The 22,778-nt window shown below is 75.9% G+C and carries 23 protein-coding genes; 8 read left to right on the forward strand and 15 right to left on the reverse strand.

All coding sequences use genetic code 11. The features are described 5' to 3' along the window. Positions 1-5: 5 nt before the first annotated feature. From WCD41_RS25890 to rimP, 10 genes are all read right to left on the reverse strand, one after another. On the reverse strand, positions 6-695 hold the full coding sequence (locus WCD41_RS25890) for a hypothetical protein (RefSeq protein WP_337717959.1): 690 nt from the start codon (positions 693-695) through the stop codon (positions 6-8). A 139-nt stretch (positions 696-834) separates the two neighbouring features. Then, positions 835-1,164, reverse strand: a complete 330-nt coding sequence (locus WCD41_RS25895; protein ID WP_337717961.1) for a DUF4288 domain-containing protein — start codon at positions 1,162-1,164, stop codon at positions 835-837. Between the two features lie 56 nt (positions 1,165-1,220). Continuing rightward, positions 1,221-2,573 carry an MATE family efflux transporter gene (locus WCD41_RS25900; protein ID WP_337717963.1) on the reverse strand — a complete coding sequence of 451 codons (1,353 nt, stop codon included), beginning with the start codon at positions 2,571-2,573 and terminating at the stop codon, positions 1,221-1,223. Between the two features lie 43 nt (positions 2,574-2,616). Next, a complete protein-coding gene (locus tag WCD41_RS25905; RefSeq protein ID WP_337717965.1) occupies positions 2,617-3,627 on the reverse strand; it encodes a DHH family phosphoesterase in 1,011 nt (336 codons plus the stop codon). Between the two features lie 68 nt (positions 3,628-3,695). After that, complete coding sequence (gene rbfA, locus WCD41_RS25910; RefSeq protein ID WP_337717967.1) at positions 3,696-4,214, reverse strand: 30S ribosome-binding factor RbfA; 519 nt, start codon at positions 4,212-4,214, stop codon at positions 3,696-3,698. Between the two features lie 13 nt (positions 4,215-4,227). Then, a complete protein-coding gene (locus WCD41_RS25915) occupies positions 4,228-4,539 on the reverse strand; it encodes a DUF503 domain-containing protein (RefSeq protein WP_337717969.1) in 312 nt (103 codons plus the stop codon). Between the two features lie 32 nt (positions 4,540-4,571). Next, positions 4,572-7,763, reverse strand: coding sequence for a translation initiation factor IF-2 (gene infB / locus WCD41_RS25920; protein ID WP_337717971.1), 3,192 nt, complete (start codon positions 7,761-7,763; stop codon positions 4,572-4,574). A gap of 59 nt (positions 7,764-7,822) precedes the next feature. Continuing rightward, positions 7,823-8,233 (reverse strand): YlxR family protein, encoded by a 411-nt coding sequence (locus WCD41_RS25925; RefSeq protein ID WP_373695202.1) that lies wholly within the window; start codon positions 8,231-8,233, stop codon positions 7,823-7,825. A gap of 3 nt (positions 8,234-8,236) precedes the next feature. Then, on the reverse strand, positions 8,237-9,295 hold the full coding sequence (nusA, locus tag WCD41_RS25930) for a transcription termination factor NusA (RefSeq protein WP_337717976.1): 1,059 nt from the start codon (positions 9,293-9,295) through the stop codon (positions 8,237-8,239). Then, positions 9,292-9,948 carry a ribosome maturation factor RimP gene (rimP, locus tag WCD41_RS25935; RefSeq protein WP_337717978.1) on the reverse strand — a complete coding sequence of 219 codons (657 nt, stop codon included), beginning with the start codon at positions 9,946-9,948 and terminating at the stop codon, positions 9,292-9,294. The genes nusA and rimP overlap by 4 nt, the downstream gene beginning before the upstream one ends. A gap of 206 nt (positions 9,949-10,154) precedes the next feature. On the opposite strand from rimP, the gene WCD41_RS25940 reads away from it, so the two are divergent. Together WCD41_RS25940 and WCD41_RS25945 are read left to right on the forward strand one after the other, a co-directional pair. After that, a complete protein-coding gene (locus WCD41_RS25940) occupies positions 10,155-10,670 on the forward strand; it encodes a hypothetical protein (protein ID WP_337717980.1) in 516 nt (171 codons plus the stop codon). Next, the gene (locus WCD41_RS25945; RefSeq protein WP_337717982.1) at positions 10,667-11,146 is read left to right on the forward strand and encodes a ferritin-like domain-containing protein; all 480 of its coding nucleotides are present in this window, start codon (positions 10,667-10,669) and stop codon (positions 11,144-11,146) included. Before WCD41_RS25940 ends, WCD41_RS25945 begins: the two co-directional genes overlap by 4 nt. Positions 11,147-11,164: 18 nt before the next feature. On the opposite strand, the gene WCD41_RS25950 is transcribed toward WCD41_RS25945, so the two are convergent. Beyond that, entirely contained in the window at positions 11,165-12,607 is a 1,443-nt protein-coding gene (locus WCD41_RS25950; protein WP_337717985.1) for a hypothetical protein, read from the reverse strand. A gap of 111 nt (positions 12,608-12,718) precedes the next feature. Further along, on the reverse strand, positions 12,719-13,501 hold the full coding sequence (locus tag WCD41_RS25955; protein ID WP_337717986.1) for an SDR family NAD(P)-dependent oxidoreductase: 783 nt from the start codon (positions 13,499-13,501) through the stop codon (positions 12,719-12,721). 72 nt (positions 13,502-13,573) lie between these two features. Between WCD41_RS25955 and WCD41_RS25960 the strand changes: the two genes are divergently transcribed. Continuing rightward, positions 13,574-13,984, forward strand: coding sequence for a secondary thiamine-phosphate synthase enzyme YjbQ (locus tag WCD41_RS25960; RefSeq protein ID WP_337717988.1), 411 nt, complete (start codon positions 13,574-13,576; stop codon positions 13,982-13,984). Positions 13,985-14,002: 18 nt separating this feature from the next. Here the strand turns inward: WCD41_RS25960 and WCD41_RS25965 are convergent, their stop codons facing one another. Then, the gene (locus WCD41_RS25965; protein ID WP_337717991.1) at positions 14,003-15,199 is read right to left on the reverse strand and encodes an ROK family transcriptional regulator; all 1,197 of its coding nucleotides are present in this window, start codon (positions 15,197-15,199) and stop codon (positions 14,003-14,005) included. Between the two features lie 59 nt (positions 15,200-15,258). On the opposite strand from WCD41_RS25965, the gene WCD41_RS25970 reads away from it, so the two are divergent. The 4 genes from WCD41_RS25970 to WCD41_RS25985 all read left to right on the forward strand — a co-directional run bounded on the left by WCD41_RS25970 (position 15,259) and on the right by WCD41_RS25985 (position 19,272). After that, positions 15,259-15,936: an HAD-IA family hydrolase gene (locus tag WCD41_RS25970; RefSeq protein ID WP_337717993.1), complete on the forward strand. Its 678-nt coding sequence runs from the start codon at positions 15,259-15,261 to the stop codon at positions 15,934-15,936. After that, positions 15,933-17,162 carry an MFS transporter gene (locus tag WCD41_RS25975; RefSeq protein WP_337717997.1) on the forward strand — a complete coding sequence of 410 codons (1,230 nt, stop codon included), beginning with the start codon at positions 15,933-15,935 and terminating at the stop codon, positions 17,160-17,162. Before WCD41_RS25970 ends, WCD41_RS25975 begins: the two co-directional genes overlap by 4 nt. 140 nt (positions 17,163-17,302) lie before the next feature. After that, positions 17,303-18,550 carry an alpha/beta hydrolase family protein gene (locus WCD41_RS25980; protein WP_337717999.1) on the forward strand — a complete coding sequence of 416 codons (1,248 nt, stop codon included), beginning with the start codon at positions 17,303-17,305 and terminating at the stop codon, positions 18,548-18,550. A 2-nt stretch (positions 18,551-18,552) separates the two neighbouring features. Beyond that, positions 18,553-19,272, forward strand: coding sequence for a DUF1345 domain-containing protein (locus WCD41_RS25985; protein ID WP_337718001.1), 720 nt, complete (start codon positions 18,553-18,555; stop codon positions 19,270-19,272). On the opposite strand, the gene WCD41_RS25990 is transcribed toward WCD41_RS25985, so the two are convergent. Continuing rightward, entirely contained in the window at positions 19,269-21,044 is a 1,776-nt protein-coding gene (locus tag WCD41_RS25990; RefSeq protein ID WP_337718003.1) for a proline--tRNA ligase, read from the reverse strand. The two genes, WCD41_RS25985 and WCD41_RS25990, sit on opposite strands and share 4 nt — an antisense overlap. A 51-nt stretch (positions 21,045-21,095) precedes the next feature. Between WCD41_RS25990 and WCD41_RS25995 the strand changes: the two genes are divergently transcribed. Continuing rightward, positions 21,096-21,788 carry a hypothetical protein gene (locus WCD41_RS25995; protein WP_337718005.1) on the forward strand — a complete coding sequence of 231 codons (693 nt, stop codon included), beginning with the start codon at positions 21,096-21,098 and terminating at the stop codon, positions 21,786-21,788. A 3-nt stretch (positions 21,789-21,791) separates the two neighbouring features. On the opposite strand, the gene WCD41_RS26000 is transcribed toward WCD41_RS25995, so the two are convergent. After that, entirely contained in the window at positions 21,792-22,778 is a 987-nt protein-coding gene (locus WCD41_RS26000) for a sugar-binding transcriptional regulator (RefSeq protein WP_337718008.1), read from the reverse strand.

Raw genomic sequence — 22,778 nt, forward strand, 5'->3', positions numbered from 1 at the left:
CGGCGTCACGCCCGGCTCCGCAGGACCGGGTCGGACGGGGGACGCGCCCGGGGGACGGCGATCAACGGCTCAGGGGGCCGTGGCACGTCGTCGGCGCCGTGCCGCCAGACCGGGGTGACCGCGAGCCACGGCGTGCTGCCCGCCGGACCCGCGTAGGGCACACCCAGCCAGCCGCTGGTGACGGCGGTGACGGGGTCGCCGGTCCAGACGAGCACGAGATGGCGGAGCTCCTCGGGGCGGTCGTCGGCGGCAGACACCAGGCGGGGCCACCACGTCTGGCCGCTCTGGTGCTCGACGTCGGGTTCGTAGTGCTTCGCGTTGTCCTCGGCGGCGGACCGGCGCACGTCGCTGGCGAGATCCCAGCGCGTCCCCTCCCAGTCGAGCGCGCCGGCCTTCATGATCAGCACCTCGAGCCCGTCGACCACCAGGACCAGGGCCTGCTGCCGCGAGGTGAGCAGCACGCCCCGCTCGGCCCAGGCGTGCCGGTCCTCGCGCAGGAGCAGCGTGCGGATGTTCTCCGACGCCGTGATGCCCAGCGACGTCGCGGTGTCGCCCGCGACCACGGGATCGAACCGGTCGACGTTCGCCTCCCACACGCGCGCGACGGTGCGCTCGACCAGACCGGCGAGCCCGCTCGCGCGCAGCCGCGCCAGCGCGTCCTCGAGCCACCCCGCCGCCTGCGCGTCCCACTCCATGACGTCAGGGAAGCAGGGACCCCCGACAGTCAGGCCTCACCGAGGACCCGGCGCACGAGAGGCGCGTTGCGCAGGCCGACCGGCCCGATGATCATGCGGAACGTGCCGCTCGCACGGCGTCGGCGGCGGCTCCGGGTGATCAGGGCGTGCTCGCCATCAAGGGCTCGAAGCGGCGGTAGGCGTCGAGATCGCGGAAGTGCCGGGCGTAGAGGTCGCCGCCCGACTCCAGGGGGCCCAGGGCGGGGGCGACGTCGACGACGCGCACGAGCGAGAGCTCGATCGTCTCGCCGAACTGGTTCACGACAGCTCCCTCCTGCGCCCGGGCGTGGGCGAGCGCGGCCTGCCGGGCGCCGGCCTCGTCGCCCGCGCGCACGTCGGCGAGGTCCTCGCGGTAGTGCGTCTCGTAGTCCGGGGCGTCGCTGGTCGAGCGGAACACCAGGATCGCCACCCACGGGTCCGTGCTGGTCACGGGGACGACCTTCGCAGTGCCGCCGGGGCTGTCCTCCGGGTTTCCTCCGACCTTCCTCAGGTGCCCGTGACCGCCCAGGCGTCCCCGCGCACGCGCAGGCCCACCGCGACGGCGCGGGCGACGATGAAGAGCGTGAGCCCCGCCCAGATGCCGACGAGGCCCCAGCCGAAGACCAGCGAGAGCCAGATGGTCGGCAGGAACACGGCCACCGCCGAGCCGACGGTGATCCGCCGCAGGTACGCCGCGTCGCCGGCGCCGAGCAGGACCCCGTCGAGCGCGAACACGTAGGCCGCGACCGGCTGGAGCGCGACGAAGAACCACCACGCCTGGGGGACGACGTCGCGCACGGCCGCGTCGGGGGTGAAGACCGCGGGCAGGACGCCGGCGGTCACCGCGAACACGACACCGGCGACGGCACCCAGCACGAGGCCGTAGCGGGTGACCCGCCCGCTCACCCGCCGCGCCGTGCCGACCGACGCCGCGCCCAGCGCCGCCCCCACCAGCGACTGCGCGGCGATCGCCAACGCGTCCAGCACGGTGACCATGAACGTCCAGAGCTGCAGGACGATCTGGTGGGCGGCCACCGACTCCGCCCCGAAGCGCGCGGCGACCGCGGTCGCCGAGAGGAAGCACGCCTGGAACGCGGCGCTGCGCAGCAGGAGGTCACGCCCGAGGCCGAACTGGGCGCGCATGTCCGCGGGGACCGGGCGCAGCGAGACCCGTTCGCGGACGAGCGCGCCGACGAACAGGAGGCCGACGACGGCCTGGGCGCCCACGTTCGCCCAGGCCGAGCCCTCGAGGCCCAGCTCGGGGAAGGGCCCGACGCCGTAGACGAGCAGCGGGCACACGATCGCCGAGAGCCCGTTGCCGGCGAGCACCACGACGATCGGTCGGCGCGTGTCCTGCACGCCGCGCATCCAGCCGTGGCCGGCGAGGGCGACGAGGATGCCCGGCGCGCCCCAGACGGCGATGCGCAGCCAGCCGGTGGCGGCGTCGGCGACCTCTCCCCCGCCGCCGAGCAGGTCGGCGAGCCAGGGCGCGAGGAGCCACAGGGTCGCGATGACGACCGCCCCGGCACCGAGGGCGATCCACGTCGCGGCGACGCCCTCGCGGACGGCGGCGGCCCGGTCGCCGGCGCCGTGGTGGCGGGCGGCGCGCGCCGTGGTGCCGTAGGCGAGGAACGTCCCGAGGCCGGCGATCTGGGCGAGCACCACCCCGCCGACCGCCAGCCCGGCCAGCGGCACCGCGCCCAGGTGCCCCACGACCGCGGTGTCGACCAGCAGGTAGAGCGGCTCGGCGACGAGGACGACGAGCGCCGACGACGCGAGCGCGAGGACCCGCCGCGCGCCGGGGTCGTCGTCGTCGGGACGGGCGCCGGCGCGCGTGCGCCGGAATCGAGTGCGTGGCATTACGGACACTCAATGTCTGCAGCGCCACGCCGCTGACACACGCTCACCCCAGCAGGGGCGCGTCGGCGAGGGCGTGGCGGACGCGGTCGAGGATCGCCGGGGCGTCGCCGTCGACCGTGAAGCCCGAGGCGTGGCGGTGTCCCCCGCCGCCGAGGGCCGAGGCCGCCGCGGCGACGTCGAGGCGCCCTTTCGAGCGCATGTTCGCCGTCCAGCGCCGGTCGCCGACCTGCTTGAGCACCACCGCCACCTCCGCCTCCGCCGTGGTGCGCAGGACGTCGATGACGCTCTCGATCTCCTCCTGGCGCCCCACGTCGATGTGGTCGCGGGCGATCACGGCGTGCACGAGCCCGAGGCCGCGGGCCTCGTCGACCTCGAGGCGGGCGGTGGCGAGCACCGCCGAGAGCATCGAGAGCCACGAGAACGGGTGGGTGTCGAGCAGCGGGCGCGTGACGGCCTCCGCGTCGACGCCCGCGACGAGCAGCCGCGCCGCCATCGCGTGGGTGTCGGGGGACGCCGCGCGGAAGTTGCGGGTGTCGGTGACGAGCCCCGCGTAGAGGCAACGGGCCGTCGGGAGGTCGACGGGGGCGCCCATGGCGTCGAGCAGGTGCAGCACCATCACGGCGGTCGCCTCGGCCGCCGGGTCGACGTAGTAGAAGGTCCCGAACCCGGAGTTCGAGATGTGGTGGTCGATCACCAGCGTCGTGCCCGCCGTCTCGGCGCGGTCGGCGAGGGTGCCCAGACGGTCGACGCTGCCGGTGTCGAGCACGACGAGGAGCTCGGGCCGGTGCACCACGCGGTGGTGGGGGACGACGAGCCCCGCGACGTCGAGGTCACGCAGCGACTCGGCGGGGTGCTCGGGCGCGCCGAACGACACCTGGACCTGCGCGCCGCGCCGGTGCAGCGCGAGCCCGAGCGCCAGGGCACTGCCCAGCGCGTCGGCGTCCGGGTTGACGTGGGCGAGCAGCACCACCTGACGTGCCCCGGTGAGCAGGCCCACCGCCGCACCGAGGTCGATCGGCCGGCTCGCCACGTCCCGGCTCTCGGCCGCCACCATCGCGGGTGCGCTCCCCTCGTGTCGCGCCGGAGCTGCGCGCCCGACGCCGTCACCGTACGGAGTCGGGGTCAGCCCGTCGACCGCGCGCTGTGATCGGTGTCGGGGGAAGGCTCCTCCTCCTCGTCCCCGACGGGCACGTCGTCGAGGTCCTCCGGATCCTCGTCGTCCTCGCGCGGCTTGCGGTACGGGTCGGCCTCGCCGGCGTAGGAGGCGCCGACGGCGAGCGTCGCGACCTCCGCGTCGGCGCGGCGGACGCCCTCGAGCAGCTCGTCGAGGCGCGCGGCGCCTTCCGGCACGGCGTCCGGGACGAACTCGAGGCTCGGCGTGAACCGCACCCCGGTCTGGCGCCCGACGGCGGTGCGCAGCACGCCGCGGGCGCTGGCGAGGGCGGCGGCCGAGCCGGCGCGCTCGGCGTCGTCGCCGTAGACGGTGTAGAAGACCGTGGCCTCGCGGAGGTCGGCGGTCACGCGGGTGTCGGTGATCGTCACCATCGCCAGGCGCGGGTCCTTGACCTCGTGCTCCAGCGTCGAGGCGACGATCTGGGAGATCCGCTTGGCGAGCCTGCGGGCCCGTGGCGCGTCGGCCATGGCGGGGGCTCCTTCAGTAGGAGAGGGATCCGTCGTCGTGCGGGCCCAGCCAGCGGGTCCGCGCGGAGAGCACCTGGAACTCGGGGTGGGCGGCCACCAGGCGCTCGCAGTGGTCGAGCACGTCGGTGACGTGCTCGGGGTCGGCCGCGACCGCCGCGACCCCGATGAGGGCGCGGCGGTGCAGGTCGAGATGACCGGCCTCCGCGACCGACACCGCGTACTTCCGCTTGAGCTCGGCGACGACGGGCCGCACCACGGAGCGCTTCTCCTTGATGGACCCGACGGCACCGAGCAGCAGGTCGAGCTCGAGGGCGCCGACGTACATCCGTCAGCGCCCCCGAGCTCCGACGAACGACCTCACTCGCGCGGCTTCTCCCGCATCTCGTAGGTCATGATCTTGTCGTCGACCTTGATGTCGTTGAACGACCCGAGCGTCAGACCGCACTCGTAGCCGTCGCGGACCTCGGTCGCGTCGTCCTTGAACCTCTTCAGCGAGTTCACCGTGAGGCTCTCGGCGACGACCGCACCGTCGCGGACCAGGCGCGCCTTGGCGTTGCGCCGGATGATCCCGTCGGTGACCAGGCATCCGGCGATGGTGCCGACACGCGAGGAGCGGAAGACCTCGCGCACCTCCGCGGTGCCGAGCTCCACCTCCTCGTAGATCGGCTTGAGCATGCCCTTGAGGGCCTGCTCGATCTCGTCGATCGCCTGGTAGATGACCGAGTAGTAGCGGATGTCGATGCCCTCGCGGGTGGCCAGCTCCGTGGCCTTGCCCTCGGCCCGGACGTTGAAGCCCAGGACGATGACGTCGGAGGCGATCGCGAGGTTGATGTCGCCCTCGGTGATCGCACCGACGCCGCGGTGCAGCACCCGCAGCTGGACCTCCTCGCCCACGTCGATCTTCATCAGCGCGTCCTCGAGAGCCTCGACGGTTCCCGAGTTGTCACCCTTGATGATCAGGTTGAGCTCGTTGGTCTCCTTCAGCGCGGCGTCGAGGTCCTCGAGCGACACGCGCTTGCGGCGGCTCGCCAGCTGGGCGTTGCGCTCGCGCGCACGCCGCCGGTCGGCGATCTGCCGGGCCACGCGGTCCTCGTCGACGACGAGGAACGTGTCACCCGCGCCGGGCACCGAGGTGAACCCGATGACCTGCACCGGACGGGAGGGCAGCGCCTCCTTCACGTCCTCGCCGAACTCGTCGAGCATCCGCCGGACACGGCCCGACGCGTCGCCCGCGACGACCGAGTCGCCGACGCGCAGCGTGCCGCGCTGGACCAGCACCGTGGCCACCGGGCCGCGGCCGCGGTCGAGGTGGGCCTCGATCGCGACACCCTGGGCCTCCATCTCCGGGTTGGCCCGGAGGTCGAGGGAGGCGTCCGCGGTGAGCAGGACGGCCTCGAGCAGCCCCTCGATGTTGATGTTCTGACGCGCGGAGATGTCGACGAACATCGTGTCGCCGCCGAACTCCTCGGCCACGAGGTTGTACTCGGTGAGCTGCTGCCGGATCTTGGCCGGGTTGGCGCCCTCCTTGTCGATCTTGTTGACCGCCACCACGATCGGCACGTCGGCCGCCTGCGCGTGGTTGATCGCCTCGATCGTCTGGGGCATGACGCCGTCGTCGGCCGCGACCACGATCACCGCGATGTCCGTGGACTTCGCGCCACGGGCACGCATGGCGGTGAACGCCTCGTGACCCGGGGTGTCGATGAAGGTGATGGCGCGCTCGACGCCTTCCAGCTCGGTCTCGACCTGGTAGGCGCCGATGTGCTGGGTGATGCCGCCGGCCTCGCCCTCGGCCACCTTCGTCTTGCGGATGGTGTCCAGCAGGCGCGTCTTGCCGTGGTCGACGTGACCCATGATCGTGACGACCGGCGGGCGGGCCTCGAGGTCCTCGTCGTCGCCCTCGTCGGAGCCGTAGCTGATCGAGAACGACTCGAGCAGCTCGCGGTCCTCCTCCTCCGGGGAGACGACCTGGACGTCGTAGTTCATCTCGCCGCCGAGCAGCTCGAGGACGTCGTCGGACACCGACTGGGTGGCCGTGACCATCTCACCGAGGTGGAACAGCACCTGCACCAGCGAGGCCGGGTTCGCGTCGATCTTCTCCGCGAAGTCGGTCAGCGACGCACCGCGGGGCAGACGGACGGTCTCGCCCTTGCCCTTCGGCAGGCGGACGCCGCCGACCGACGGCGCCTGCATGTTGTCGAACTCCTGGCGCTTCTGCCGCTTCGACTTGCGGCCACGACGCGCGGGCCCACCGGGGCGCCCGAAGGCACCCGCGGCGCCGCCGCCACGACCACGGCCACCGGGGCCGCCGGGACGACCGCCGCCGCCACCCGGGCGGAAGCCACCGCCCGCGGGCGCGCCGCCGCCACCGGGACCACCACGACCCCCACCGGGGCCACCGCGACCCCCACCGGGACCGCCGGGGCCACCACGACCCGCACCGGGACCGCCACGGCCACCGCCGGGACCGCCGGGCCCACCGCGTCCGGGCGGACCGGACGGGCGGGACGGCATCATGCCGGGGTTCGGACGCGGGGGCATGTTGCCCGGCGTCGCGCCGCCGGTGCCGCCGGGACGCGGCGGACGGTCGCCGGACGCGGCGGCCGGACGCTCGCCGTCACGCGGCGGGCGGGGCGCGGGCGCGTCGCCGTCACGCGGCGGACGCGGGCCGCCCTGGCCCTGCCCCTGGCCCTGACCGGGCTGGGGGCGCTGCGGGCGGGGCGGGGCGCCGGAACCGACGCCGAACGGGTTGTTGCCGACGCGCGGCGACTTCGGACCGGGCTTCGGCGCGGCCGGGCGCGGCGGCACGGTCGACGTGTCGCCGCCCTGACCGCCACCCTGACCGTCGGCCGCGGCCGCCGGACGCTGCTGGGGCCCGGGGCGAGGGGCGCCGCCCTGGCCGCCACCCTGGCCGCCCTGGCCGCCGCCCTGGCGCTGGTCGGCGCCCTGGCCCTGACGCTCGCCGCCGGGACGGGGGATGCCGCCCGGACGGGGACGGTCACCACCGGGACGCGGGGCGCCCCCGGACGAGCCGGACCCACCGGGGCGCTGGCCCTGCGGGGCGGGGCGCTCGCCGGACGGGGCCGGACGCTCGTCGGCCGGGGCCGCCGGGGCTGACGAGGCGGACGCCGCCGCGGGCGCCGGACGGTCCTGGCGGTCCTGACGGTCCTGGCCGGGGCGCGGCCCGGGACGCGGGGCGCCACCGGACGAGCCGGACGAGCCCGCCGAACCGTTGCCGCCGCCCTGCGAGGGGCCGGGGCGCGGACCGGGGGTCGCGCCGGGGCGCGGGGCGCCGGACGAGCCGGACGGACCGGGACGGGGTCCACCGCCGGGGCGCGGGCCGGGCGTGGCGCCCGGACGCGGGCCGCGGCCGGAGCCGCCGCCGTTGCCGCCGGCCATGGAGTCGCGCAACTTGCGCGCGACGGGAGCCTCCACCGTCGAGGACGCCGACTTGACGAACTCGCCGAGGGACTCCAGCTGCGTGAGTACCTGCTTGCTGGTGACGCCGAGCTCCTTGGCGAGCTCGTGCACCCGGGCCTTACCTGGCACTGATCTCCTCATCCTCGAGGTCAGCGGGGGCCCGCGACCTCGTGTCTACGCCTGCGCCGTCATCGTGAGGGCTTCACGGCTGGCTCATGGGGGTCGACCTGCTTCCTCGTACGCACGCGACGGTCGTCGCGCCTGTCGTGCCCGGTGGGTGGAACGGCGGGGTCCGGAGCGAGCAGTGTGCGCAGGGCTCCGGTGTCGAGCGGCCCCGGGACGCGTAGCGCCCGGGGGAACGCCGATCGGCGCTCCGCGCGGTGCAGGCAGTCCGGGTCGGGGTGCACCCACGCACCGCGACCGGGCTTCCGATGCCGCGGGTCGGGATCGACGATCCCGTCCGCAGCCACCACTCGCAGCAGTTCCGACGCCGAGGCCCGCGAACGGCAGCCGATACAGGTGCGCACCGGGCCGTGGGCGTCTGCGTGACGATCACGTTCCGGCGCCACCCCACGACCGGGCTCGCGGGTTCGGGCCACCGGTCACTCTACCGCGCCGCTCGAGCGGTCCTCGACCCCGCCACCGGGGACCTCGACGCCGGGGGGTTCCTCCTCCACCGCCGGGGGCGGTTCGGCATCCGAGCGAATGTCGATCCGCCACCCGGTGAGACGTGCGGCGAGGCGGGCGTTCTGGCCCTCCTTGCCGATGGCCAGCGAGAGCTGGAAGTCCGGCACGACGACGCGGGCGGTGCGGGCCTTCGCGTCGACCACCGTCACCGACACGACCTTCGAGGGCGAGAGCGCGTTGCCGACGTACTCGGCCGGGTCGTCGGCCCAGTCGATGATGTCGATCTTCTCGCCGTTGAGCTCGCTCATCACGCCGCGGACGCGGGCGCCCATCGGCCCGATGCACGCGCCCTTGGCCCCGAGTCCGGCGACCTTGGACCGCACCGCGATCTTGGTGCGGTGGCCGGCCTCCCGGGCCACCGAGACGATCTCGACGTGGCCCGCCGCGATCTCGGGGACCTCGAAGGCGAACAGGCGCCGCACCAGGTTCGGGTGGGTGCGCGAGAGCGTCACCTGCACGCCCCGGGGACCGCGGTTGACCCCGACGACGTAGCAGCGGATGCGGGCGCCGTGCTCGTAGCGCTCGCCCGGCACCTGCTCGGCGGCCGGGAGGACGCCCTCGATCGAGCCGATCTCGACGACGACCACGCCGCGGGCGTTGGCCCGCGCGTCCCGCTGCACGACCCCGGCGACGACCTCGCCCTCCTTCGCGGAGAACTCGCCGTAGGTCCGCTCGTGCTCGGCGTCGCGCAGCCGCTGCACCACGATCTGACGGGCCGTCGCCGCGGCGATGCGTCCGAAGCCCTCCGGCGTGTCGTCGTACTCCCCGACGGCCTCGCCGTCCTCGCCCGTCTCGGGGACCAGCACGGCCACGTCGCCGCTCTTGCGGTCGACCTCGACGCGGGCGCGGGGGTTGTCGCCGCCGTTCTGCTTGTACGCGGTGAGCAGCGCGGTCTCGATCGCGGAGAGCACGGTCTCGAACGGGATCTCCTTGTCCCGCTCGATGGCGCGCAGCGCGGCGATGTCGACCTTCACGACCGTTCCTCCTGTCCGTCCTGCTGTCCGTCCTGCTCCCCCGTCGCCGCGGCCACGAGGGCCTCGACCTCCGAGGGCGGCGCGGGCTTGAACTCGACCTCGACCACCGCCCGGGCCACCTCGGCCAGCGGGACGTGGTGCAGCACCGGGCCGCGCGGGGTGCCCTCCGCCAGGGTCACCGTCACGCCGCCGTCCCTGCCGTCGGCGGGCTCCTGCGGGGCGCCGACCGGACCGACGCGCGCGCTGAGCGTGCTGCCGTCGGTGCGCGTGACGGCGGCCCGGCGCAGCCACGCCCGCCGCCAGTGGTGCGGGCGGGTGAGCGGTCGGTCGGTGCCGGGCGTGGTGACCTCGAGCGTGTACTCGCCCGCCGGCGTGTCGGTGCCGCCCGGCCCGCCACCCTCGTCCATCGCGTCGAACGCCTGCGACAGCTCGCGGCTCACGCCCGCGACGGCGTCGAGATCCGGCCCGGGGGCCGGCGGGTCGTGCGGACCGGGGACCTCGGCGGTGTCCACCACGACGCGCACGACCTGGCGGCGCCCGGCCGGGCGCACCTCGAGGTCGTCGAGCACGAAGCCGGCGGCCTCCACGATCTCCACGACGGTCGGGCGCAGGCGGTCGGCGGCCTGGCCGTCGCCGGACGTCCCACGGGACAACGGGGCTCCTCACGGGCGGGCCCGCCCCGGCCGGTGCGGCGCGCCCGGGTGACGATCACCGGGACGCGGGACGGGCGGGGCTGGGCGGTGCTGGCGGGCGCCGGGACGCCGGCGCGCAGTGGTCCAGCCTAGCGCTCGCCCCGCCGCGCTCCCGCCGCGTGGCGCGGCCCGCCCGGGCGGGCGGGCGGCTGGCAGACTGGCCCGCCGTGGTCGGGGATGTCGCGGTGACGCCGGACGAGGACGCCCGCGGGGTCGTGCCGCGCCGCACGGTCCTTCGGGGTGTCGGGGCGATCGTCGCCGTCACGGGACTCGTCGCCGCCGGGTGCGCGCGCGACGACGGTCCCGACGAGCTCGAGGCCCCGCTCGCCGCGGCGCGGTCCGACGCCGCGGCGGCCACGGCGGCGGCCGCCGCGTTCCCGCAGCTGGCCGCCTCGCTCACCCCGGTCGCCGACGCCCGCCGGGCGCACGCCGACGCGCTCGCGGCCGAGGTCCGCCGCGCACGCCCGGACCGGGCGACCGCGGTCGACGCCGCGACGGCACCGACGCTCCCGCCCGCACCCCCGCCGGCGAGCGCGGCCGCGGCGGTCTCCGCCCTGCGCGGCTCGCTGGGCACCGCCCGCGACGCGGCGGGCGCGCTGGCGCTGACGACGGCGTCCTACCGGTGCGGCCTGGTGACCTCGATCGCGGCGAGCTGCGCCGGGCAGGCGACGGTGCTCGCGTGACGACACCCGCCCCACCCCCGTCGCTGTCCGACGAGCTGCGCGACGCCGCGTTCGCGGCGCTGGGCACCGAGCACGCCGCGATCTGGGTCTACGGGCTCGTCTCGGCGTTCCTGCCGCCGTCCACCGCCGCCGGCGTCGCCGCGGCCTCGCTCGCCCACCGGGAGCGGCGCGACGCGGTCGTCGCCCTGCTCGCGCGCTCCGGGGAGACGCCGCCCACCGCGGCGGCGGCGTACCGCCCCCCGTCCCCCGTCACCGACGCCGCGTCGGCCGCGGCCCTCGCGGTGGTCGCCGAGGACGACGTCGCCGCGGCCTGGCGGGCCGTCGCGGAGCGCACCGAGCCCGACACGGGCGCGGAGTGGCGGCGCCTCGCGCTCGACGCCGTCACGGCGGCCGCGACGACCTCGATCACCTGGCGCGGGCTCGCCGGGGAGACACCACCGGTACCGGCGTTCCCCGGCGACGGCGCCGCCTCCTGAGCGACGGGCGGCGGGCCCTCAGCGCAGCGCCAGCCCCGCGCGGGAGATGCGGTCGAGGGCGTCGCCGTCGGTGAAGTCCGGGTCGATGCCGTCGGCCTCGGCGACGACGACACGGTCGCCCAGCTGCGCCGAGGCGTAGCCCTGGCCGCTCAGCGCCTGCGGGGCGCCGGGGTAGCCCCGCCCCTCGCGCAGGAGGTCCGAGACGTTGCCGGTGCCGTTGCTGTCGACGAGCGAGCGGAAGGCCGACGCCGTCGACGTGTCGGCCAGCTGCACGGTCGCCACGGCCACGACCACCTCCTGCCCTTCGGCGTTGCCCGACCACAGCGAGCGGTCGAGGTGCAGGCAGCCGCGCTCGCGCAGGAACGAGGCCGCCTGGTTGTAGGCGTGGCCCTCGCAGGAGGTGTCGGTGGTGGCGACCTGGCGGGTGTAGGTCACGCCGTCGACGACGCGCGTCGCGGACGGGTCGGCCGGCGGGTCGCCGACGTCGGCCGCGCGGCCGACGAGGAAGGCCAGCCCGAGGGCGACGAGGAAGGCCGCGACGGCGGCGACCGTCAGTCCGCGCCAGCCCCACACCCAGTCGGGCAGGCGACCGGCGCGCCCGCGCGCCTTCCGGGCGGCACGGCCGGCCCGGGCGAGGCCACCGATGCCGCCCGCGGCGCCCCGGGAGTCGCCGCCCCCGGACCGGAACGGGGCGACCGGCGGCCCGGACGATTCGGGTGCCGACGCGGGCAGCCGCCCGGTCGGCGGGAGCGACGGGCGTTCCGCCGTGCCGGCGGGCACCGCCGCACCGGCGTCCTGCACCGGGACCGGCGTCGTCTCGGGGGACGCACCCGCCTGCAGCGCCGGCGTCTCCGGGGTGAGGAAGCCCACCTCGGCGAGACGCGCCTCGTCGGGGAGGTGGTCGCCGAGCCGGAACGCGACGAGCACGCGGCGCAGGTCGGCGACGTCGATCACGCGGAAGGAGCCCACCGGCGCGGTCAGGGCGGCGCGGGTGTCGTCCTCGCCGCCGGCCTCCGCGCCGGCGGCGGGCAGGCTGGGCAGCACCCGGCGGGGTGCGGCGCTCGGCGGGTCGGGCAGGCCGAGCAGGCGGTCGAGCTCGTCGCTCGCGCCCTGCGCCGTCGGACGCTGTGTTGTCGGGTCCTGGGCCGTCGGGTCCTGGGCCGTCGGGTCGTGTGCGGTCGCGTCCTGCGCGGTCGAGGCGGCGAGCACCGGGGCCCGCCCGCCGCCGGCCGCGACCGACACGCGGGCGGCCTCGCGCTCGGCCGCGGGCAGCGGGGCCAGGCCGAGGACGCCGTCGGGACGCAGGACGACCGCGTCGAGGGGGCCGTCGGGTCCGCCCGGCAACGCCACGGCGACACCGGGGACCGGGCCGCCGCGCTCGGCCTCCTCGAGCAGGGCGCGCGCGCGTGCCACCCGCTCCGGAGCGATACCGAGACGGGGATCGGGGGCCAGCACCAGCATCCGATCCTCCACGTTCGGGGGACATGGACCGCGCTCACGGTAACCGAACGGGTCACGTTCCGATCACGACCCCCGGGGGGTGGGTCGCGTCCTGCCGCGTGCGTCGTCGGGCTACCGGGACAACCGCCGCCGCTCGCCCGTGCGGGCCACCAGCGGCACGGCGACCCGGGCGAGCCCCGGCAACGCCGCCGAGGTGCGCTGGAGGGCCGCGCGCCAGCCCGGCACCGTACGCATCGCCCGGTGCGACCCGAGCATCCCCATCCCCGCGTCGACGACCTCGTCCACCGAGAGCAGGCGGGTGCCGGTGAACAGCAGGGCCGCGCTGGGCCGGTGCGCGACGTTGCTGACCAGGGAGGTGTCGACGACGTCCGGGCACAGCGCCCGGATGCGGACCGGGCGCCGGGCGGCGGCGAGCTCGATGTCGAGCGCCTGGGTGTAGCTCAGCGCCGCGGCCTTGCTGGCGCCGTAGGTCGCGAAACCGGGCGTCGGCCCGAGCCCGGAGAGCGAGACGATGTTGAGCACGTCCCCACGGCGCATCACGTCCACCGCGGCCCGGCACCCGTGCACGACGCCGAGGGTGTTGATCTCGAAGGTCGACGTCACCTCGGCGTCGGTGGCCTCCCAGGCGGTTGCGGTCGTGAGGACGCCGGCGTTGTTGACCCACACGACGACGTCGCCCAGGTCGGCCGCGGCGAGCGCCACCGCCCGGTGGGCGGACGGGTCGCGGACGTCGAGCGGCATCGGCGTCGCGGGCCCGTCGAGCGCGTCGGCCGTGGCCTGCGCGGCGGCGGCGTCGACGTCGGTGACGACGAGGTGGTGACCGCGCGCCGAGAGCGCGGCGGCCAGGCCGGCGCCGATCCCCCGTCCCGCGCCGGTGACGACCGCGACGGTCACACGTCCCTGTCCGGAGTCGGGGTGCACGACGGGCATTCTGGACCGTCGGACCCCGCGCCTACCCTCGGCCCCGTGTTCAGCGAGGAGATCGAGGTCCGCACCGGCGACCGGGAGACCGTCCGGGACATCACCCGCGACTGCGAGGCCTTCGTCGGTGCCGCCGGATCGCCCGACGGCCTGCTGCACGTCTTCGTGCCCCACGCGACGGCCGGGGTGGCGATCATCGAGACCGGCGCGGGCAGCGACGAGGACCTGCTCGCCCAGCTGCGCGAGCTGCTGCCCGCCGACGGACGCTGGTCGCACCGCCACGGCTCGCCGGGCCACGGGCGCGACCACGTGCTGCCCGCGCTCGTGGCGCCCTCGATGTCGGTGCCGGTGATCGGGGGCCGGCTGGCGCTGGGCACCTGGCAGTCGGTGTGCCTCGTCGACACCAACGGCGACAACCCGACCCGGACGGTGCGGCTGAGTTTTCTCGGCGGCTAGGAGAGCGGGTAGCGGTGGTCAGGGCTCGCAGCTCTCCGCGAGCCCCTCGGCGCTCGTGGCGTGGTCGAGCGCCAGGGCCGCGGCCCCGTGCAGGGTCCCGTCGTCGCCGTGCACGGCGTCGCGCACCGGCACCGGGTCGTCGCGACGGAAGGCCATGAGCCCGCGCCGGTAGGCCTCGTCGAAGCCCGGCGCCGCCCGCAGCCCCCGGGCGAGCCCGCCCAGCACGACCACGTCGGGGTCGTGGACAGCCACCAGCCCGGCGACGCCCCGGGCCAGCGCCGCGGCGACCCCGCACACGGCGTGCACAGCAGCGGCGTCGCCGCCCGCGGCCCGCTCGAGCACGCCGAGCGCGTAGGAGCGGGGGTCGCCGGGCGGCGGGTCGCCGAGGCGGCGGGCCAGCGCGCGCCCGTCGACCTCCGGGCCCCAGCAGCCGGTGGCCCCGCACGAGCAGGGGCGGGCCGGGTCGCCGAAGGGCAGGTGGCCGTACTCCCCCGCCTGCCCGTGCGCCCCGAGGTGCGGCAGGCCGTCGAGCAGCAGCGCCCCGCCGAGACCGACCTCGACGGTGAGGTAGACCGCGGTGCCGGCCCCCGCGGCCGCTCCGGTGCGTGCCTCGGCGACGCCGGCGAGGGTGGCGTCGTTGCCGACGAGCAGCGGCACGGGGTCCGGGCAGCGCTCGTCCAGGGCCGCGGTCACCGGACCGAGGTCGACGGCGTCCCACGCCAGCTCGGTGGCGCGCACCAGCCCGTCGTCGGAGATCGGCGCCGGCGCCGCGAGGCCGACCGCGACCGTGCGGTGCCCGGCGGCGATGTCGCCGACGGCGGCGGCAAGGGCCGTGGCGACGCGCTGCGGGTCGCGGTCGTGGCGCGCGGTGACGATCCCGGAGACCTGCCCGTCGAGACCCGCCAGCCCGACCCGCCAGTCCTCGTGGCGCACGTCGACCGCCACCACCCGCGGCCCGTCGGGCGCCGGCTCGAGCGTGGTCGTCGGGCGGCCGCGGCCCTGCACGGGCGCGCGGTGCTCGCAGAGCCAGCCGCCCTCGCGCAGCCGCGCCACGGTCTCGGTGACCGACGCGCTGGACAGCCCGAGACGCCGGGCGAGCTCGACGCGGGTCAGGCCCGGGCTGCGCCGGACCTCCGCGAGGACCTCCGCCTTGGTGCGCCAGCGGTCGACGCGGGCGCGACCGGGCTCACGTCCCGTCTCCGTTGACGCCGTCATGCGGCTGATTATGCTCGGACCACGAGGATATAGCCACCGTCAGCAGGGAAGGACCCCTCGTGCACCTCCAGGCACCCGCCCGTCCGACGACGTGTGGGTTCACCGCCGTGCTCCTGGACATGGACGGCACCCTCGTCGACTCCGACGCCGCCGTCGAGCGCTCCTGGCGCACGTGGGCGCAGCGCTGGGACGCCGACCCCGACGCCGTCCTCGCCGCGATGACCGGGCACCCCGCCGAGAGCACCGTGCGCCGCATGCGTCCCGACCTCGACGAGGCCGGGGTCGCCGCCGCGACCCGCGACCACCTCGAGCACGAGTACGTCGACCTCGCCGACGTCGTGGCCGCACCGGGCGCGCACGACCTCGTCGCGCACCTCGACGCCACGCACACGCCGTGGGCCGTGGTGACGAGCGCCGACGCCCGCCTCGCCCGCGCCCGCCTCGGCGCGGCCGGGATCGACGCCCCGGTGATCGTGCCCCGCGACATGGTCGCCGCCGGCAAGCCCGCCCCCGACGGCTACCTCATGGCCGCCGAGTTCCTCGCCGTCGACGTCACCGACTGCCTCGTCGTCGAGGACTCCGCCGTCGGCGTCGCCGCCGGCCGGGCCGCGGGCGCGACCGTCGCCGGCCTGCGCGGCGAGCCGGCCGACATCCCCGTCGACTCCCTCGCCGACGTCGTCCCGACCCTGCTCGCCCAGGAGATCGCCCCCGGGCTCACCCAGGAGGTGACCGCGTGACCCCGCCGACCTCGACCGACGCCCCCGCGTCGACCCGGACCCGCGAGGTCGCCCGCTCCTCGCGGGTGCCCGCCGGCGTCAGCCTCGCCGCCCTGTCGCTCGGTGGCCTCGCCATCGGCACCACGGAGTTCGCCAGCATGGGCGTGCTGCCGGGGTTCGCGAGCGACCTCGGGGTCTCGGTGCCCACCGCCGGCGCCGCCATCAGCGCCTACGCGCTCGGCGTGGTCGTCGGCGCCCCGCTGATCGCCCTCGTCGGCGCGCGCTGGCCGCGCAGGCAGCTCGTGGTGGCGCTGGCGGTCTTCCTCGTCGTCGCCAACGCCCTGTCGGCGATCGCGCCGTCGTTCCTGCCGTTCGTGGGCCTGCGCTTCCTCGCCGGCCTGCCGCACGGCGCGTACTTCGGCACCGCCGCGGTGCTCGGGGCGGCGCTGGTGCCACCGGAGCGGCGCGCGCGGGCCCTCGCGACGGTGATGCTCGGGCTCACCGTCGCCAACATCATCGGCGTGCCGGCCGCGACGTGGCTGGGCGACGCCTTCGGCTGGCGCAGCGCGTACGTCGCGGTGACGGTCATCGCGCTGATCACGGTCGCGGCCGTCGTGACGCTCGTGCCGAGCCCGCCCGGCGACCGTGGCGGCAGCCTCGCCACCGAGCTCACCGCGCTGCGGCGCCCCCAGGTCTGGCTGACCCTCGGCGTCATCGCCGCGGGCTTCGGCGGCATGTTCGCCGTCTACAGCTACATCAGCCCGATCCTCACCAACCAGGCCGGCGTCTCCACCACGACGGTGCCGCTGCTGCTCGGCGCGCTGGGCATCGGCATGACCGTCGGCAACATCGCGGGCGGGCGCTTCGCCGAGAAGGCCCCGCGGGCCACGATCGCGATCGCCCTGCTCGCCTACACCGGCGTGCTGGTGGCGTTCACGGTGGCGGCGAGCAACGCGGTCGCCGCGACGGTCGGGCTGTTCGCCCTCGGCTTCGTCGGCATGTCGGCGGGCCCGGCGCTCATGGGCCGACTGATCGACTTCGCGGCCGGGGGCCCCTCGCTCGCGGCCGCGAGCTTCCACTCGGCCTTCAACGTCGCCAACGCCGTCGGCGCGGCGCTCGGCGGTGTGGTGCTCGCGGCCGGACTCGGGTGGTCGGCACCGGCCGCGGTCGGCGCGGTCCTGCCGCTGCTGGGTCTCGCCGTCCTCGGCGTGTCGATCCGCCTGGAGCGACGTCAACGGTCCAACTGACCACCTGTAGCGCTCTCCCGGAGATCACGAGCCTCGAACGGCCCAAGATCTCGCTGATTCGTCCGGACGCTCTCGCCTCTCGTGGCACTCCGTGACAATGTTCACGGCGACCGCGCCGTGGCGACTCCGGGAGAGCGACGATGACCACCTCGACGAAGAGCACCCCGGGCGTCGCCTTCACCGGCGACACCGGCCCCGTCCTGCGCACCGGCGACGCCTCGTTCGACGCCCAGCTCAACCGCTCGATGACGGCCGCGATGCGCGGCTCGGCCGACCTCGGTGAGGTCGGCGCGACCGCCGGCCGGATCACCCCCGGCGACCTCGGCTCCTGGCTGCGGGAGTGGCGTGCGACGGCCGAGGCCGTGCGCGCCGAGGGCGACGCCAGCCTGGCCGCGGGCCACCGCGTCAGCGCGCGGCGGTGCTACCTGCGGGCCGCGGAGTACCACCGGCAGTCGTTCTTCTTCGCCCGCGACGACCTGACGCGCCAGGACCTCCAGGACGCCTACACCGCGCACGTCGACGCCTTCCGCGCCGCCGCGGCACTGATGGACCACCACGTCGAGACGGTGGAGATCGAGCGCGACGGCGTCGTCGCGGCCGGCTACCTGTTCCGCCCGGCGGGGCCCGACGTCCCGCGCCCGACCGTGATCGCGCCCGCCGGGTACGACTCGACCGCCGAGGCCGGCTACCTCGACGCCGCGCTCGGCGCCCTGGAGCAGGGGTGGAACTGCCTGTCGGTCGAGGGCCCCGGGCAGGGCGGCGTGCTCTACCGGCGCGGCCTGCCGCTGCGTCCCGACTACGAGGCCGTCCTGCGCCCGGTGGTCGACGACCTCGTCGGGCGCCCGGGGGTCGACCCCGCGGCACTCGTCCTGCTCGGGCGCAGCTTCGCCGGCTACCTCGCCCCGCGCGGCGTGACCGGCGAGCCCCGCATCGCCGCGCTGGTCTGCGACCCGGGTCAGTACGACTTCGGCCAGGCCCTGCGCGGGCGCCTCGGCGACGCGGTGTGGCAGCGCCTCCAGGACGACGACCCGACGCTGGAGGCGGACCTCGCGGGGACGCTCCTCGCCGACCCGCAGCGCAGCAACGACTTCCGCTGGCGGATGGCCGCCCACGGCGTCACCACCCTCACCGACTACTTCCGGGCCCTAAGCGGGTTCTCGCTCGCCTGGCTCGCCGACCGCATCACCTGCCCGGTCCTGGTGGTGGAGCCCGAGGGCGACTTCGCCTCGACCGGCCAGGCCGAGCCGCTCGCGGCCGCGGTGGGCGGTCCCGTGACCCGCCACGCGTTCACGGCGGCCGAGGGCGCGGGCGGGCACTGCGAGGGGCTCGGGCAGTTCCGCTTCGAGCGCGTCGCCCACGACTGGATCGCCGACACGCTCGGCCGCTGACCGTGGTCGACACCCCCACCGAGGAGACGGTGACCCCGTCCCGTCACCCCCTGTGCCGCGACTCGCGTCGCGGGGTGCTCGCCCTGGTGGTCGCCGTCGTGCTCACCCTGCCCGTGGGCCTCGCCCTGAACGGCACCGCCTTCCTGACCGAGCACGTCTGGTCGGCACGCGCGATCCTCTTCCTCGTCGGCTTCGACCTCTTCGCCGTCGTCTACGCCGTGCTGACGCTGCGGACGTTCGGGCGGGTCGGCCCCGCGGAGTTCCGCGCCCGGATGCGGGCGCGGGACGCACCGAATCGGGCGGGGGTGCGCCGGCGCTCCGCGATCGGCGGCGGGCCGGCCTTCGCGGTGGAGGCCACCGTCGTGGCGCTGGCCGCGGCCCTGCTGCTCCCGCACGTCCCCGGCCTCGCCGTCGACGACCTGGTCCTGGCGCCGCTGACGCTCAGCGTCCTGTTCAGCTCCTGGGCGCTGTCGATCGTCGCCTACGCCGTGCACTACGCGCAGCGGGACATCGACGAGCCCGGCCTCGACTTCCCCGGCACGCGCACCGGCGACTTCGCCGACTACCGGTACTTCGCCCTCGCGGTCGCGACGACGTTCGGGGCGACCGACGTGAGCATCACGACGCCCACAATGCGGCGGGTCGTCAACCTGCACACCCTGCTGACCTTCGTCTACAACTCCGTGATCGTGGCCCTGCTGGCCTCGTTCCTGATCCGCTAGGAAGGCCGCAGTCCTGCGCTGATCTCGCCGACCACGTCGTCCACGGGCACCTCGCGGCGCTCGCCCGACGCGCGGTCGGTCACCTCCACGACGCCGTTCGCGAGGCCGCGGCCGACGGTGACCGTGGTGGGCATGCCGAGCAGCTCGGCGTCGGCGAACTTGACCCCGGGCGAGGCCTTGCGGTCGTCGAGCAGGACCTCGAGGCCGGCCGCGGCGATCCCGTCGGCGATCCCCGCGGCGACCTCGGCCTGCGCCGGGTCCTTGCCCGCGACGACGATGTGCACCGCGTACGGCGCGACCTCGGCCGGCCAGACGAGGCCCTTGTCGTCCGCGTGCTGCTCGGCGATCGTGGCGACGGCGCGGGTGACGCCGACGCCGTAGGAACCCATCGTCACCGTCGCGGGCTTGCCGTCCGATCCGAGCGCCGTGAGCCCGAGCGCCTCGGCGTACTTGCGGCCGAGCTGGAAGATGTGCCCCATCTCGATGCCGCGGGCAGCGACCAGGGTGCCACCGCCGTCGGGTGACGGGTCGCCCTCGCGCACCTCGGCGGCCTCGATCGTCCCGTCGGGGGTGAAGTCGCGGCCGGCGACGAGGTCGACGACGTGGCGGCCGTGCTCGTCGGCCCCGGTGACCCAGGCGGTGCCCGTGACGATCCGGGGGTCGACGAGGTAGCGCACGCCGTTCTTGGCGAGGCCGACCGGGCCGATGTAGCCCTTGGTGAGGAAGGGGTTGGCGGCGAAGTCCGCGTCCTCGAGCAGCGCTACGTCGGCGGGCGCGACCGACGCCTCGAGGCGCTTCATGTCGACCTCGCGGTCGCCGGGGACGCCGACGCCGAGCAGCGTCCACTCCTCGGCACCGGGCAGCCGGGTCTTGACCATGACGTTCTTCAGGGTGTCCGCGGCGGTGAACGTCCTGGCCCCGTTCTCGTTCGCCAGCCCGAGCCCGTTGACGTGGTCGACCAGCGTCTCGATGGTCGGGGTGTCCGGGGTGTCGTACACGACGGCCCCGGGCTTGTCGGCGACCGACTCGTCGGGCGGGGCGGGCGTCGTGACGGCCTCGACGTTCGCCGCGTAGCCCGAGGCGGGGCAGCGGACGTAGGTGTCCTCCCCGGACGCGGCGGTCGCGAGGAACTCCTCGGACTTCGACCCGCCCATCGCCCCGGACATCGCCGAGACGATCTGCGTCTCCAGCCCCAGCCGGGCGAAGATGCGCAGGTAGGCCTCGCGGTGCCGCGCGTAGGACGCGTCGAGGCCCTCGTCGGTCAGGTCGAACGAGTACGAGTCCTTCATGACGAACTCGCGGCCGCGCAGGATGCCCGCGCGGGGACGCTCCTCGTCGCGGTACTTGTTCTGGATCTGGTAGAGCGTCACCGGGAAGTCGCGGTAGGAGCTGGTCTCCCCCTTGACCATGAGGGTGAACAGCTCCTCGTGCGTGGGCCCGAGCAGGTAGTCGGCACCCTTGCGGTCCTTGAGCCGGAACAGCGCCGGGCCGTACTCGGTCCAGCGGCCGGTGGCCTCGTAGGGCTCGCGGGGCAGCAGGGCCGGGAAGTGGACCTCCTGGGCGCCGATCGCGTCCATCTCGTCGCGGATGATCGCCTCGACGCGGCCCAGGACCTTCATGCCCAGCGGCAGCCACGAGTAGATGCCCGGCGCGACCCGGCGGACGTACCCGGCGCGGGCCAGCAGCCGGTGGCTGATCACCTCGGCGTCGGCCGGATCCTCGCGCAGCGTGCGCAGGAACAGACCGGACATCCGCGTGACCCCTCGTGCCATGTTCCGAGCCTAACGACGGGCGTGGAGCGGGTTGCGCCTACCGTGCTGGGTGTGGACCCGGAGCAGGCCCGCAGGCTGATCACCGACGAGCCGTCCTACGACTGGGGCTTCGGGGAGGGACGGTCCTGCTCGCTGTGCGGGGCGAACATCGCCTACCAGGACGACCGCGACCGCCACACCCGCTGGCACCGGGCGCTCGCGGAGCTCCTGGGGCTCGGGTGGGAGGACCTGTCGCGGCAGCAGCCCGCCGACCCGGCCCTCGCCGCCGCCGTCGACGCCGTCGTGCACCCCCGGGGCCTGCGGCGTCTCTCGCGGATCGCCACGGCGAGCGAGCCGTGGCGGGCCATCCCCGACGTGCCACTCGGCGCGCACGGCACCGTGACGTTGCTGCTCGGCGCGCCGGGAGTGGTCGTGGCGCGCTCCGCCGGCGCCGGCCGCGTGGAGGTCCGCCGCGGTGTCGTGCACGTCGGCGGGCACCGCACGGCGCTCGCCGACGAGCTGCGCGCCGCCGTCGGGCACGTGCGGACGACGCTCGGGCGCGGACGGCACCGGGAGCCCGCGGTGTGCGGGGTCGTCGTGGCGCCCGACGGGCTCGAGGGCGGCGATCCGGAGCCGCCGACGGTGCTCGGTGCCTCCGCCGACGGGCTGGCCGACCGGCTCGCGCTGCTGCCCGAGGCGCTCGGGTACGGCGAGCTCGAGGCGCTCCACGACGTCGCGCGGCGGTCCACCACGTGGGGCGGGTGAGGGTCAGGCCGTCGGGCGCCCGGCGGCGATGCGCGCGATCGCCGCACCGGTCCCGGCGTCGGTGACGAGCGTGGTCGGCAGACCCGAGCGCAGCACGGCGTCGGCCGCGGCGGCCCGCTCGGGATCCGTGACCAGGACGACGACCTCGTCGACGGCCCGCAGGGCGCCCTCGTCGATGGCGAGCACGCGGCGCGCGAGGTCGACGTCGAGCACGCGACCCTCGGCGTCGAACGGGAGGGCGACCACCTCGCCCACGACCCCGCGCTCCCCGAGGGCCGCGCGCTCGTCCTCGGTGAGGACGTCGAAGACGGTCGAGTGCCCGGGGCTCCACGCCCCGACCGAGACGACCGCGATCGTGAGGTCCGCGAACCGCTCGACCGCGTCGGCGACTCCCGGCTGGGCGCGCAGCGTCCGTGCGGTCCGGTCGTCGGGCAGCACGAGCGGGGCGTAGATGGGGAAGGTCGGCCCGCCGCAGAGGGCACCGACCCGCGCGACCGTCTCCGGCGAGGTGTCCGAGCGCCACGGCAGCGAGTAGGCCCCGCAGAGCTGCACGACCGTGCAGGGCGGCAGGGTGCGCAGGGCGTCGACCGCGTCGTTGATCGTGCGCGACCAGGCCAGGCCGAGGACGTCGTCGGGACCCACCAGCTCGGTGAGCAGCTCGGCCGCCAGACCGGCCACGCGGCGACGGGCGGGTGTTGTCTCGGGTGCTGTGTCGGGTGACGCCACCAGGGCGCGGCGGAGGCCGTAGGCCGCGGCCAGCTCCTCCGACGCCGCGTGGTCGAGGTCGTCGCCCGCGGTGACCTCGATGCGGACCACGCCCTGGTCCCGGGCGGCGTCGAGCAGTCGGGCGACCGCGAAGCGGCTCATCCCGAGCTCCTGCGCGATCTCCACCTTGGTGCGCCCGAGCACGTGGAACCGGTGTGCCGCCGTCGCCGCGAGCAGTCGCCTGCTCGGACCCCAGGCGTCGTCCCTGTGTACGGCGCTGCTCAT

This window comes from Actinomycetospora aeridis, from assembly GCF_037400275.1.
GTDB classification, from domain to species: Bacteria; Actinomycetota; Actinomycetes; order Mycobacteriales; family Pseudonocardiaceae; genus Actinomycetospora; species Actinomycetospora aeridis.